6 protein-coding genes are annotated in these 13,793 nt (G+C 59.6%); 3 read left to right on the top strand and 3 right to left on the bottom strand.

What is annotated here, in order from left to right; genetic code table 11:
* Positions 1-121: 121 nt before the first annotated feature.
* Together recD and recB are read right to left on the bottom strand one after the other, a co-directional pair.
* On the bottom strand, positions 122-2,437 hold the full coding sequence (gene recD / locus ACT3TJ_RS17195) for an exodeoxyribonuclease V subunit alpha (protein WP_444622040.1): 2,316 nt from the start codon (positions 2,435-2,437) through the stop codon (positions 122-124).
* Positions 2,434-6,195: an exodeoxyribonuclease V subunit beta gene (gene recB, locus ACT3TJ_RS17200; protein WP_444622041.1), complete on the bottom strand. Its 3,762-nt coding sequence runs from the start codon at positions 6,193-6,195 to the stop codon at positions 2,434-2,436. Before recB ends, recD begins: the two co-directional genes overlap by 4 nt.
* Before the next feature lie 245 nt (positions 6,196-6,440).
* Here recB and pncB point away from each other — a divergent pair, with 245 nt between their 5' ends.
* Entirely contained in the window at positions 6,441-7,619 is a 1,179-nt protein-coding gene (pncB, locus tag ACT3TJ_RS17205; protein WP_192528190.1) for a nicotinate phosphoribosyltransferase, read from the top strand.
* A 30-nt stretch (positions 7,620-7,649) separates the two neighbouring features.
* On the opposite strand, the gene recC is transcribed toward pncB, so the two are convergent.
* Positions 7,650-11,276, bottom strand: coding sequence for an exodeoxyribonuclease V subunit gamma (gene recC, locus ACT3TJ_RS17210; RefSeq protein WP_444666080.1), 3,627 nt, complete (start codon positions 11,274-11,276; stop codon positions 7,650-7,652).
* Between the two features lie 183 nt (positions 11,277-11,459).
* Between recC and ACT3TJ_RS17215 the strand changes: the two genes are divergently transcribed.
* Both ACT3TJ_RS17215 and ilvD read left to right on the top strand, forming a co-directional pair.
* Positions 11,460-11,747: a helix-turn-helix domain-containing protein gene (locus ACT3TJ_RS17215; RefSeq protein ID WP_172116060.1), complete on the top strand. Its 288-nt coding sequence runs from the start codon at positions 11,460-11,462 to the stop codon at positions 11,745-11,747.
* Between the two features lie 100 nt (positions 11,748-11,847).
* Positions 11,848-13,533 carry a dihydroxy-acid dehydratase gene (ilvD, locus tag ACT3TJ_RS17220; RefSeq protein WP_444666082.1) on the top strand — a complete coding sequence of 562 codons (1,686 nt, stop codon included), beginning with the start codon at positions 11,848-11,850 and terminating at the stop codon, positions 13,531-13,533.
* The last annotated feature ends 260 nt before the right edge of the window (positions 13,534-13,793 follow it).

Here is a 13,793-nt window from a genome sequence, read left to right on the forward strand (position 1 = left end):
AACAAGCATCGCAAAGTCTTTTGAAGTTTTGTATTACAGGGACTTGGCCAGAATCAATAAATGATGAAATTACCGTATAATTATTTAAGGTTAGTATTTAGGGGTAATGTGAAGTTATGTTTTAGGTTATCTTCATCCCGCTAACCCGCATAACCTCCCTAACCACCGCATCATTCAAAATCCCCCGTTTGGCTTCCACCAGGGTAAGCCATTCGCGGGCGCGGGTGATGCCGGTGTAGACCAGCTCGCGGGTGAGGATGGGGCTGGGCGTTTGGGGTAACAGCAGCGCTGTATGCAAAAACTCCGAGCCTTGGGATTTGTGTACCGTCATCGCGAACACGGTTTCTACCGCGTGCAGGCGGGAAGGCAGCACCCAGCGGATGGGATTTTTCGTATCGCTGGTCGGAAAGGCGACTCTATGTAAGGTTCTTCCTACGCCGCGCGGGTCGGGTACTGCTAGCGTAATGCCAATATCGCCGTTCATTAGCCCCAGGCTGTAGTCGTTTTGTGTGACCAGCACCGGGCGGCCTTCATACCTGCCTTTCTCTAGTTCGATATCGCTTGCGCTTAATAGCTTGTGACTGCGCAGTACCTTGGCGATGCGTAAATTCAAGCCTTCCACGCCCCACGGCCCTTTACGTAGTGCGCAGAGCAGTTGGAAGTGGCCGTAGGCGTTTAGTGCGTCGCTGGCCCACGTGTCGTAGGCGTCTTTGTTTTCCTCAAAGGCTAGCGTTACCTCGGGGCGCTGTTGATCTAAAACCGTGAGGTAGTGCCGGTAGCCCGTGGGTGGCGCTATTTCTTTATTGGTTTTCTTATCAAGGCGGCCTTTACCGGCATTGGGGAAGCGCTCCGGGGAGCCGGTCACCACCAGGCGCTCCAGGGCGCTGTCATTTTCCCCGCTCAGCACCAAATGATGCAGGTCGGCGTAGCCGTGGCGCAGGGCGCTGTGTACGGTATTCTGTTTGTCGCGTTCGCTAAGCGTGGCGCTTAACGGCTGGTTAATCGCCTCGGCCAACTGGCCAATGCCGCTGGCAGCGTCAAAGCGGTGGCTTACCCGCAGCATGGTAATCGCCTGGTCGAGGGGCTGGCCGTTGGGGCAGGTTAGCGCTTCGGGCAGCGGGTGGCCGGTAAGTTTGGCAAGCCACTCGGCGGTTCCTGGCGTGTAGTGGGCGGCCTCGGCGCGGCGGCATAAGTCGCCGAGCACGGCACCGGCTTCTACAGAAGCGAGCTGGTCTTTATCGCCCAGCAGCACCAGCTTGGCGTGGGCGGGCAGGGCGCTTAACACGGCGGTCATCATTTCGATATCGACCATGGAGGCTTCGTCGATCACCAGTACGTCCAACGCCAACGGGTTGTTGGGGTTGTGGCGGAAGTGGCGGGTGTCGGGTCTTGCGCCTAGCAGCCTGTGCAGGGTGGTGACTTCGGTGGGAATGGAGATTCGTAGATGCTCTGTGCCTGAATCATCGCCGAATGAATTCGGCTCCCACAATTCACTCTGCTCCCATAGCGCCGCAAGGTCTTCGATAGGCAACTGGCTTACCTGCCCGGCGATGGATTCATTAAGGCGGGCGGCGGCTTTGCCGGTGGGGGCGGCTAAGCGAATGCGTAGCGCCTGCGTTGGCGAGTGGGCCAGTTGCAGGGTTTGCAGCAGGGCGAGCAGGCGCACGACGGTGGTGGTTTTGCCGGTGCCGGGGCCGCCGGTAATAATCGCAAAGTGGCTGCGCGCCGCCAGCGCGCAGGCGACCTTTTGCCAGTCCAGTGTGCCGTTGTCGGGGAACAGGGTGTTCAGGGCTTGTTGGAGCAGGCCTGAATCAAGCACATCACTACCAATCACCGAAAGCGGCTCATGCCCAATTGCCGTTTTAGCGCCTTCTTCAAGCGCCAAGCGAGCGGCGATTTCCTGGTGCAGGGTTTGTTCGTACTGCCAGTAGCGGCGCAGGTAAAGCCGGGTGGTGTGCGGGGCGTCAGCGCGCACCAGTGGTGTGTTGCCGTGGCCGTTGCTGATCAGCGAGGGGTGCTCAAGCGCGGCCTGCCACTCGGCAAGCGTTAGCGTGGCTAATACCTCGCTGGGTAGCGGCGGCGGGTCGCTTAGGTCATCGCCTTCTGGTGGTAGCGAAAGGGCGAAGTCCGGTGCGTTCAGCGTGGCGTTTAAGTCCAGGCACACATGGCCTCGGCCCAGCTGGTGGCTGGCAAGCGCAGTGGCCAGCAGAAGCAGCGGCGGCACCTGGCCTCCCTCGCGGGCGAAGAAACTGACCAGCGCGCGGTCCAGGTCGCGCAGCCAACCTCTGGCGACCCAGCGCTCGCAAAGTGCCATTAAAGTGCCCGTATCGTTCAGCGCAGGGTGCCGTTGGTGGCCAAGCGCTGGGGTGTTGTTACTCGGTGTGGCAGGCGCAGGCTCGTTTTCGCCGAACAGGTCCAGGGTGTGTGAATCTTTCATGCCGTTTCCTTAAGGCCAGCGCCGTTGGTCGTGCCTGCAAATAACGCATCCAGCGCTTCAATCAGCGCCACCGGGGCGGGTTCGGGGTGTACGCCGCGTGCAGGCGTCCGGCTGCCACGCAAAAATACGGTCAATGAACCGCCCAAATGGACGTGCGGGTCGTAGTCGGGCAGGCGGGCTTTTAACAGCCGGTGCAGCGCCAGCAGGTACAGCGCGGCCTGTAGGTCGTAGCGTTTTTCCAGCAGCGCGGCACCCAAGGCATCAACGGTGTAGGCGCTGTCGTCTGCGCCCAAGTAGTTGGACTTCCAGTCCAGCACGTAAAAGCGCCCATCAAACTCAAACGCCAAATCGATAAAGCCTTTGAGCATACCGTTGAGCGTGTCGGCATCCAGCGCGGGCCGGGCAAGGCCGGGAAGTAAGTGCTGGCTAACCAGCGCATCCAGCGCCTGCGTATCCACCTGATGGGCCGCAAACCAGAACTCTAGTTCAACCTGATAACCGCTTAGCTGTTGAAGCGCCACGGCACTTTGCTGGCCGGGAAGCGGCAGCTGGGTGCCGAGCAAATCCTCAAACCAGCCTGCTAGCGGTTCATACCACGCTTGCCAACCGCGCAGTTGCAGGCGGCGGCGCAGAGTGTCTTCACGGGCGGCGGTGTCTTCAAGCGCCTTGGCAAAGCCCAGCTGGCCTGCCCATTCCAACAAGCCGTGTAGAAAGGTGCCAGGGCCGGGGCCGCGAGGGAAACGGTGCAGGTGGCTTGCGTTTGCACTCGGCTGGTCGCTGTCAGCGGGCAATGGGTAGTGAGTGGTTACACTCGCCATGGGCTGCCCGGTCAATGGAGAACCTTGCAGCAAATCTTGCGGCTCATCCAGCACTTCAAACGTGGTGGCTTCCTGGGGCGTGGTGGGTTCCGGCGTGGGGGCAGCGGTTGACAGCAGCCCTGAGATGCCGCCCGTGGTGCGCAGCGCCGAGTAGCTGGCGATCCACCACTGCTCGCGGGCCGGGCGCGTGGGCGTGCGGGCTTGCCCCAGCGCTTCTTGCTGCTGGGCGGGCGTAAAGCACAGTGCGGTAGGGGCTGGCGCAGGTTCCAGGGCTATGTCGCTTTTATGAACCAGCGCGGCGAGCGCTTCGCCGAATGTATTGGGCGCAATGTAGTCACCGCCATTAAGCAGGTAACCCAGGGCGCTGCCTTCGCCATCCTTTAACGGCGCAAGCCCCAGCCAAGTGGCATGGCGGGCACGGGTAAGTGCCACGTAAAGCTTGCGTAAGTCTTCGCCTAAACGTTCGCGGTCGGCGGTAGCGAGTGTTTCTGCATCGGCGCTTAGGCTTAGCTGTAAATTGCCTTCGCCATCGTGCCAGCGCAGCGGCACATCGCCTTTTTTAGTGGAGCGGTGGTTGGCAATAAACGGCAGAAAGACCAGCGGGTACTCAAGCCCCTTGGATTTATGGATGGTCACGACCTTGACCAGGTCCGCATCGCTTTCCAGACGCAGCTTGTGGCTGTCGCCGTGGCTTTCCGGGTCGGCAATCGCTTCCGCCAGAAAGCGAATTAGCGCGTGCTCGCCATCCAGTTCCTGGCTTGCCTGCTGAAGCAGTTCGCCCAGGTGAAGCAAGTCGGTTAGCAAGCGCTCACCGTCGGTCAACGCAAGCAGCCGGGCAGGAATGTCGAAGTCCACCATTAGCTTGCGCACCAGCGGCAGCACGCCCTGGCGCTGCCACAAGCGGTGGTAACGGCTGAACTGCTCTACCCGGGCCTCCCAGGCAAGCTCACTCTCGTTAAGGTGATCAAGCTCGCTAAGGCTCACCCCAAGCAGCGGCGTGGCAAGCGCTGCGCGCAGCTTGGCTTCCGCCTGGCGGGAGTTGGCCTGGGATTCCGCACAGGCGCGCAGGCAGGTTTCCACCTGCTGGGCGATAGATGAGCTAAATACCTTATCGTGATCCGAAAGATAAACGCTTTTAACCCCACGGCTGGCAAGCGCCAAGCGAATAGCGCGGGCTTCCTGAAGGCCGTTCACCAGCACCGCCATGTCGGAAGGTTTGAGTGGCGTGAGTTCATCCTCGGTTTTAAAACCCGCTTGCCGCTTGCGACCCGCTTCCAGCAGGGCGGTCATGTGGGAAGCGCAGCCTTCGGCCATTTCAAGCTGGTAGGCGGTTTTGGAAAGCGGCTCGTCAGCCGCCATTTGCCACAGCGTCATGGCGGGCAGTGGCGCGCCGTTCAACACCAACTGATCGGCGCGGCCTTTGGCGTCTACCGGTAAAAACGGCAGAGGGTTCTCGCCGCCTTGTTCACGAAATAAAAACGCGCCCGCTTCATGCTTGTCGGCGTAGTTAAAGCAGTGGTTAACCGCGTTGACCATCGCAGCACTTGAGCGAAAGTTAGTGCCCAGCGTAACGTGGCGGCCATCGGTGTCGTGGCGGGCTTTCAGGTAGGTGAAAATATCCGCGCCACGGAAGGCGTAAATGGCCTGCTTGGGGTCGCCAATTAGCATCACGGCACTGTCGCGGCGCGGTGTAGCAACGTTATACACCGCGTTAAAAATGCGGTACTGGATTGGGTCGGTGTCCTGAAATTCGTCAATCAGTGCGACCGGGAACTGGCGCTGGATTTGGGCGGCCAGCGCTTCTTTATTGGGGCCTTGCAGGGCGCGGTCGAGGTGCGTGAGCAGGTCGTTGGGGCCCATTTCAGCGCGGCGCTCCTGCTCGCGTTCCAGGCGCTTGCGGCACCACTGCACGGCGTGAATCAGCAGGTCGTTGCGCGGCTCGGGCAGGGCATTAAGCTCGCCGGGCAGTTGGGCGAGCGCTTCCCACACCGCTGGGCAGGGCGGCGTGCCCACTTTCCAGATATCGGCCATGCCCTCAGGCGTCATGCGCCGCCAGGCGGCATCGGTAAGCTGGGGGCGGTCAGCATCGCTGGTGCACCAGTCACGCAGCGCGCCCAGCCAGTTGGCGCGGCTTTTTGCGTTGAAACTTTGGCCCTTAAAGGCTTTTTGCTGGGCGGCTTCTTCCAGCGCGGGCACCACATCGTTCAGCCAGGCAGCCCAGGGGGCTTTTAACGCGCTGAGTTTGGCGGCTCGGGCGGCCTGGCAGTTCGTCAGCGTTTGCAGAGGTGCCGGGCGTTGTTCGCCCAGCGCGTCGCACTCGGGCAGCAGGCGCTGCAAGCTGGCGTGCAGGTCGTCGGGGGATTGCCAATAGCTAACAATGCTTTCCAGCGCGTCGCTCTCAAGGGCGTAGTAAAAGCTGCGCCAGTAGTCGCGCACGACGTCTTGTTCTAGCTCGCGTTGGTCGTTCTCCAGGTTCAGCGAGAACAGGCTGCCGCTATCGAAAGCGTGTTCGCGCAGCATGCGATAGCACCAGCTGTGAATAGTGGAAACGGCGGCTTCGTCCATCCACTCGGCAGCCAGTGCCAGGCGCCGTGCGCAGGCGGGCCAGGCCGAGGGTGGGTACTCACTGCGCAGCTCAAGCAGCAGTTTATCGCCTGCGTTTTCATCACTGCGAAAAATCTCAGCGGCTTCCACCAGCCGGTTACGAATCCGCTCGCGTAGTTCCTGGGTCGCGGCGTTGGTAAACGTGACTACGAGAATTTCCGGCGGCGTGAGCGGGCGGATAAAGGCGTTGTCATCCTCTTTGCTGCGCCCACCCAATACCAGGCGCACGTATAAAAGCGCGATGGTGAAGGTTTTGCCGGTACCGGCGCTGGCTTCGATCAGGCGGCTGCCGTGCAAGGGCAAGCTCAGTGGGTTGAGTGGGGCGGGATGGCTCATCACTGGTCTCCAGGAGCAGGCGCTAGCAGGCACAAAAACAACACGCCCCGGATGGGGCAAATAGGGGCGGCTGGAGAACTATATCGCGATGACCCTTAGGGAGCAAAAAGCAGCGAGCAAAAGGCACAAGCGAGCGGGTTGGGCTGGGAGCCAGCGCCATCACCTGATAATCTTGTCGGCTAGCCACTTTGCGGGCGACCGGTTTACGCTACCGCGGCTTCTGTTCACGTTGATGATGAGACTTCATGCTGACCTCGCTTCTGGATAACGACTTTTACAAAATCACGATGCAGAATGCCGTGATTAAACGCTTCCCGTATGCCCATGCGCGCTACGCTTTTATTAACCGTGGCGCGCATGCCTTTCCAGAAGGGTTCGGCGCTGCATTACGCCATGAGGTCGATAATATGGCGGCGCTTCGCTTAAACGACGAAGAGAAGCGCTATCTCGAAACAACCTGTCCTTATTTGGACCCCACTTATCTCGATTTTCTGGCCGGGTTTCGTTATGACCCCAGCGAGGTCATTATCGAGCAGCAGGGGGCGGATCTTTCGGTGGTGATTGAAGGCCCGTGGTATCGCACCATCCTTTGGGAAGTGCCGTTGATGGCGCTGATCAGTGAGCTTTGGTATCGGTTGCGTGGTATTACGATTACCCCTGAAGCGGATGCGATGATCGAGCAGAACGCCCAGGAAAAAATCGAGCTTTACCACCGCATGGGGCTCAAAATCGCTGAGTTTGGTACGCGTCGGCGTTTCTCTTTTAATGTTCACGACCGTGTGGTGGGCGCGCTTCGCCATCACGGCGGCGAGTCGTTTACCGGTACCAGTAATGTGCTGTTGGCGATGCGCCATGACGTGAAGCCGATTGGTACGCACGCCCACGAGTGGTTCATGTTCCACGGTGCCCGGTTTGGTTTCAAAATGGCCAACAGCCTGGCCCTTGAGCACTGGGTGGATGTGTACCGGGGCGACCTGGGCATTGCGTTAACCGATACGTTTACCTCGCAGGCCTTTTTCGACAGCTTCGATAAGAAGTTTGCCAAGCTGTTTGATGGTGTGCGCCACGATAGCGGCGACCCAATCGACTTTGCCTCACAAACCATCGCGCACTATGAGCGCCTGGGCATTGACCCGCTGAGCAAGACGATTATCTTTTCCGATGCGCTCACGCCGGAAAAAATCGAGCGCATTCATGCATTCTGCAAAGACCGTATCGGCATGGCATTTGGTATTGGCACCAACTTCACCAACGATGTGGGCGAGGAGCCCATGAACATGGTGATCAAGATGGTCGAGGCGCGCCCTGAAGGCCAGGGCTGGCTGCCGGTCATCAAGCTTTCCGATGTGGCCGAAAAGAACACCGGCGACCCCGAAATGATCTCGCTGGCCAATCGAATACTCTTGGTTAACCACCCGCATTAAGCGAAGCGCGTCGTCTTTTACCGAGCAGCGCTACTCTTTCACCGCACGGTAGAGCGGCAGATAAAGGGCATCTGCCAAGGCGGCGAAGCGGAGGGCGGGGTTAGCCCCTTCCAGATGACCCTCGTTAAACAGCGCTTCAAAGTTGGGCCATTGGCGGGCGAGGTAGGCGCTTTGCGCGACTTCGCCGGTTTGAAAGCGCCCGCCTTCATAGGTGCTTGCCGCTGCGCTAAAGGCGTCGCTGTCGGCGGTGCTGTCCACCGTTCCCTCTTTACTCAGCCAGGCAAATGCTGCTTGCGGAGCAAGGGGCAGCGGCAGGGTCATTCCCGCTTTCCAGCACTGCACAATAGTCGCTAGATGGCCTTGGGCGGTATCCGCTGCTAGCGGTTCAAAGCGCGCATGGCCCGCTTTGGAAAGCAGCTGGGTGGTCATCGGCGACACCGCATTGGCAGCCAGGTGGGCCACCCAAGGGCGGAGTAGATGCTGCCAACGGTACTGCCCACGGCCACGCGCATTACTAATCAAGCTGTTGCTCACCAGCAGCAGGCGGCAGCGCTTGCCGCTCTCATCCGTGCGCAGTTCGTTAATCCAATCGTTGACCGAAAGTTCGTGGGCGTTAAATGCGACCGCTTGGGGGGCTTCCACGGCGATGGGCCACTCTTCGAGCGCTTCCCGATAGGCATCAAACAGCGCTTGCATGGGCTCGGCTAGCGATTCGCTCATGCGCTCGCCAAAAGCGCCTACCGCTAGCACGCCTTGGCCCTTGATGCGCTCAAGCGCGGCAAACATGGCTTCTTCACGCGGCTCGCCGTTGTCTACCGCGTGGCGCTGGGCGGCAATCAGTTGGTCCTGCAGCTGCCAGTGCTGTAGGCCGTTAAGCACAAACGGCTCGACGTCTAACTGGGTCAGTACTTCCTGCTCAAAATACACGCCCAGGCGAGTGTTAAAGAACGCCTTGGCCGGTTCACGTAGAAAGCTGCCTAGCTGGGCAAGCGTCAGTGGAACGTCCTGGTTAAATTCGGCCAAGGCGCTTTGTTGCTGATTGTTACCCTCTTGCGAGGCGAGCAGCGCGTGCTGTTCGTGGGCATCGCGCCATTCATGTACATAGGTAAAGAGCCGAGCCTGGGAGGCTGAACTACCGGGTTGGGTAAAATAGCGATGGCTAAACGGTTGTAGCGGGTGCTCAGTGGTCAGCGCTTCAATCAGTGGCTCGTCGTCCTGGCGTTGGCTTACCCAGCCTGCGGCCAAGTGGTCGCGCAGTTGGCCGACCAGCACGGAAGGCGGCATGGGGTTGTTGTCGATCTGGCTGCGGCCCACCCAACTGATATAGAGCTGCTGGCGCGCTGACAGCAGCGCCTCCAGAAACAGGTAGCGGTCATCCTCCCGGCGGGAGCGGTCGCCGGGGCGGTAGTCGCTGCCCATCAGGTCAAAATCCAGCGGCGGTTGGGAGCGTGGGTATTCGCCATCGTTCATGCCCAGCAAACACACCCGCTTGAAGGGAATGGCGCGCATCGGCATTAACGTGGCGAAGTTGACCGCCCCGGCTAAAAAGCGCTGAGAAAGGCTGTGCTCATCAATTTGCGAGAGCCAGTGTTCGCGCACCATGGAAAGCGGCAAATCGTCATTCAATTTGGCCTCTTCGGTGCTGTCGAACAGTTGCTGAAGCGCGCCTTCCAGCTTGGTCAGCATCACGCTCTCTGCAGCGTCATCGGTAAGAAAGTAGGTTTCCAGCAGCTCGCGCAGTCGGCTCACCCAGTTGGCGGCGGTGGTCGGCTGGCAAAAAACCTCCCACGTGGTTTCCAGCTTCTCAAGCAGTGTTGCCAGCGGCCCGGCAAGTGAGGCTTCAAGCCCGCCGATGTCATCAAACGGCTCAATACCTTGCCACGCGTCCGCCACGCCCACGGTGTAGCCCAACAGCAAACGGCGCAGGCCAAACGCCCAGGTGTTCTGGCTTAGGCCCTGGGGCAAATCAAGCCGGGTGCGCTGCTGGGCGTTTAAGCCCCAGCGGATGCCCGCACCCTCAATCCAGCGGTTTAGTGTGGGCAAATCGCGCTCTTCAATGCCAAAACGGGCGCGCAGGGCGGGCACGTCTAACAGGTCGAGCAGGTCGCTCACTGAGAGGCGCAGCTCCGGCAGGCGCAAGAGTTTTTCGAGCGCAATCATCAGCGGCAGGCGGTGGCGGCTGGCCTGGTCTGAAAGGGTGTAGGGAATATAGCGCGGGTCGTCGCGGCCAAGCGTGCGGTAGCTTGAGCGGTACTGACCAAACACCGCTTCAATATGCGGCGCGTAGCGGTCAATGTCCGGCACCATAACGATGATATCTCGTGGGCGCAGCTCGGGGTCGGCGCTGAAAGCGGCCAGCAGTTGGTCGTGAAGGATCTCCACTTCGCGCTGGGGGCCGTGGGCGATATGAAACACAATCGAGTCGTCGTGGGTTGCATCAACCGCAGGCCAGGTCGTTTGGGTTTCGGCCACCGGGCGCAGCTCGCGGATATCATCCTGGAGCTGGCTGAGTAGGCAGGCGTGCTCGGGCGTACTGAACGGCTCGAACATATCAATACGCAGCGCCTGTTGCTCAAACAGAGTTTGGTAGTTGCCTGAATCATCGTGTTCATCCAGTAGGCGCAGATAGTCGCGCCCCTGCTTTCCCCAGGCCGCCAACAGCGGTTGGGCATGCAGATGCAGCGCGCTATCTACATCGCCGTCGCCGAGTACGTCCAGCGCTTCGGGCATGCCCGTTTTACGCTGCTGGCGGTAGCGGTTGGCGCGCAATAAATCCTTGTGTTCGATGATATCTGCCCAGTAAAACTGGCAGGGGTTATGCACGCACAGCACGATTTGGCAGCAGCGCGAAAGTGCTGCCAGGGCTTCCAGCGTTTGCTGAGGCAGCGAGGAAATCCCAAAAATAATCAGCCGACGCGGCAACCCCGGCGGGCAAGCCTGGCCTTCCAGCTGTTCGGCGACCTCTAAAAAGCGGCTATGCACTTGGGCGCGGCTGCTGTTAAGCCCGGCCTCGCCCTGGGAGGCGGCAACATCATCGCGCAGGGCGCGCCATAGCTCGGGTTGCCAGCGCTGGTGCTCATCCAGCGGGCGCGCTTCGCCGCGTGCGGTAATGAGTACGTCCTCGCCCCGTGCCCAGGCGTCTAGCCAGTCGGCGCGGTACACTTGGTATTGGTCGAATAAATCCGCCAGGCGCTCGGCCAGTTGATAGTGCTTGCGCTGGTCGCGGTCGGTTTCCAAAAAGCGCGCCAATGGGGCAAAGGCGGGCTTCTCAGCGAGGCTGGGCAGTAAGCGCAGCAAGCGCCATACCAGGCGCGACTTATCAAACGGTGAGGTTTCAGGCACCGCCTGGGCATCACCGGTAATATGCGTTAACACCGTGCGGTAGGCCTGCCATAAAAAGCGCGCAGGCAGGGTAACGTTCAGCGCCGCCGCAATGCCCGCGCCGCCCTGTGCCGGGTCTTCCGCCAGTGCCAGCTTCAACCACTGCCCGATGCCGTTGCTCTGCACCAGAATCGTCTCGTTCTCAAGCGGCCCTAACGGATGAAGTCGCATCCACTCAACCGCTAGCCCGCGCAGGTCTTCCAAGCGGTTGGCATGCACCACCATAAAACCCGGCGTAAGAGGCGATGTATTGGCAAGTAGCGTGGATGACGACATGCGGCGATATTTCCTTCAAGGCAGTAGCGATAAGGCACAGTGCTTAAGACTACTATGGTGCCATAAGTTAAACGTCTTTAGTGGGTGCTATCGATAGGAACTTTTGCAGCTTATGGGTTATCGTAAATGATAACTTTGTTGGGCGTTATTAGCCCGGCCCAGACAGCGTGAGGTACAGCCGTGATGAATTTAAAAGCATTGAAAGAACAGGCGCTCCAGAATTCTGAGGTTAACGCTGAGTACGAGCGGTTGGCGCCTGAATTTGAATTAGCCAACACGCTTATTTCCATGCGTCAGCGTGCAGGCCTTACTCAGGAAGAACTGGCGCAGCGATTACATACTCAGAAAAGCAATATCAGTCGGTTAGAACGTGGTGACAGTAATCCTGGCTGGAAAACACTGCAGCGTTATGCTCAAGCGTGTGGGTTTGATCTGTCTGTCCTGCCTCGACCCCATAAAGCAGCTGTTTAGCTTAAATAGATAACCATGTGTTTTTCATCTTCTCTTGCGCGCAAGCCAGGGTATCCCCAAGCTATGCAGATACTTTGAGTAAAGCCAAGAGGACTTCCCCATGACCGATACACCAAACCATACTCGCCGCCATTCCGCCCCGGTGGTCGATGGCGTGGGTAAAGCCGCCAGTCGTGCCATGCTGCGCGCAGTAGGATTTAACGACGCTGATTTCAAAAAGCCCCAGGTGGGCGTGGCCTCTACATGGAGCATGGTGACGCCGTGCAACAGCCATATTGGTGAGCTTGCCGAGCAGGCCTGCGAGGGCGCAGATGCCGCAGGCGGTAAAGGTGTGGTCTTCAACACCATCACTATTTCCGACGGTATTGCCAATGGCACCGAGGGCATGAAGTACTCGATGGTCTCGCGGGAGGTGATCGCGGATTCCATTGAGACCGTTGCGGGCTGCGAAGGCTTTGATGGCTTGGTGGCGATTGGCGGCTGCGACAAAAACATGCCGGGCTGCGTAATGGGGCTGGCGCGCTTGAATCGCCCCAGCGTGTTTGTATATGGCGGTACGATTATGCCGGGCAAAGGGCATACCGATATTGTCTCGGTGTTCGAGGCCATGGGCGCCCACTCGCGGGGCGATATGGATTTGATTGAGCTCAAGCAGATCGAGGAAACCGCGATTCCTGGCCCCGGTTCGTGTGGCGGTATGTACACGGCTAACACCATGGCATCGGCCATTGAAGCGCTGGGCATGAGCCTGCCGGGCAGCTCGGCACAAAACGCCATTTCCCAGGAAAAACGCGACGACTGTAAAGCGGCGGGCGAGGCGGTGCTTGAGCTGCTGGCGCGGGATATCAAACCTTCCGATATCATGACCCGTAAGGCGTTTGAGAACGCGATTACCGTGGTGATCGCGTTAGGCGGCTCTACCAACGCGGTGCTGCATCTTATCGGCATGGCGCGCACTATCGATGTTGAGCTGACGCTTTCCGACTTTACCGAGATCGGTAAACGCGTGCCGGTCGTGGCAGATCTTCGCCCCAGCGGCCACTACATGATGAGCGAACTTGTGGCGCTTGGCGGTATTCAGCCGCTGATGAAAAACCTGCTGGAAGCTGGCCTTCTACACGGCGACTGCCTGACGGTAACCGGACAAACACTGGCGGAAAACCTGGCAGGCGTTGAAGCCTATCCGGATGACCAGAAAATTATCGCGCCGCTGGATAAGCCGATTAAAACCGAAAGCCATCTGCGGATTCTTTACGGCAACCTGGCGCCGGAAGGTGCGGTCGCTAAAATTTCTGGCAAAGAAGGCACGCGCTTCTCCGGCACGGCACGGGTGTTTGGTTCTGAAGAAGAAGCCCAGGCGCGCATCAATGATGGCACCGTGGTGGCAGGCGATGTCGTGGTTATTCGCTACGAAGGCCCCAAAGGCGGCCCGGGTATGCGCGAAATGCTCACCCCGACGTCGGCCATTATGGGTCGCGGCTTGGGCAATGACGTTGCGCTGATTACCGATGGCCGCTTTTCAGGCGGTAGCCACGGCTTTGTGGTCGGCCACGTAGCACCGGAAGCCTTTGATGGCGGCCCGCTGGCGCTGGTGGAAAATGGCGATCTCATCACCATCGATGCCGAAGCAGATACTATTGAAGTGCAGCTAAGCGATGAGGAATTGTCAACCCGCCGTGCCGCGTGGCAACAGCCCGCACCGCGCTATACCCGGGGGGTATTGGCCAAATATGCACGGCTGGTAAGCTCCGCAAGCACCGGCGCCGTCACCGACCAAAGCGAGTAAGTGGCGCTAGCGGCCCGGCCATTCGCGCCGGGCCGTCGTTACGGAACACGCCTATATGCGGTTTGGTGGCGTGCGACAATACGTTTACCGAATTTTGTAGCGCGTGGTAAGCGCCAGCGCACCCGCGGATGCAGCGCGAAGCGGTGCCGTAGTTAGGTGGCGCAGTCCGGGCGGCTGGCGCCGCCATTCGCGGGTGCCTTGCCGTTCGTTCCTCACGGCGCGTTACCGCGCGCTACGCCTTGTGCGGCCATTTGGGGTGG

This window comes from Halomonas sp. AOP30-A1-24, assembly GCF_052378165.1.
GTDB classification, from domain to species: domain Bacteria; phylum Pseudomonadota; class Gammaproteobacteria; order Pseudomonadales; family Halomonadaceae; genus Vreelandella; species Vreelandella citrativorans.

What these genes read in the sequence shown, in the direction of transcription:
- recD (WP_444622040.1), bottom strand. Translation starts at nt 2,437, where the DNA reads ATGAAAGATTCACACACCCTGGACCTGTTCGGCGAAAACGAGCCTGCG.
- recB (WP_444622041.1), bottom strand. Translation starts at nt 6,195, where the DNA reads ATGAGCCATCCCGCCCCACTCAACCCACTGAGCTTGCCCTTGCACGGC.
- pncB (WP_192528190.1), top strand. Translation starts at nt 6,441, where the DNA reads ATGCTGACCTCGCTTCTGGATAACGACTTTTACAAAATCACGATGCAG.
- recC (WP_444666080.1), bottom strand. Translation starts at nt 11,276, where the DNA reads ATGTCGTCATCCACGCTACTTGCCAATACATCGCCTCTTACGCCGGGT.
- ACT3TJ_RS17215 (WP_172116060.1), top strand. Translation starts at nt 11,460, where the DNA reads ATGAATTTAAAAGCATTGAAAGAACAGGCGCTCCAGAATTCTGAGGTT.
- ilvD (WP_444666082.1), top strand. Translation starts at nt 11,848, where the DNA reads ATGACCGATACACCAAACCATACTCGCCGCCATTCCGCCCCGGTGGTC.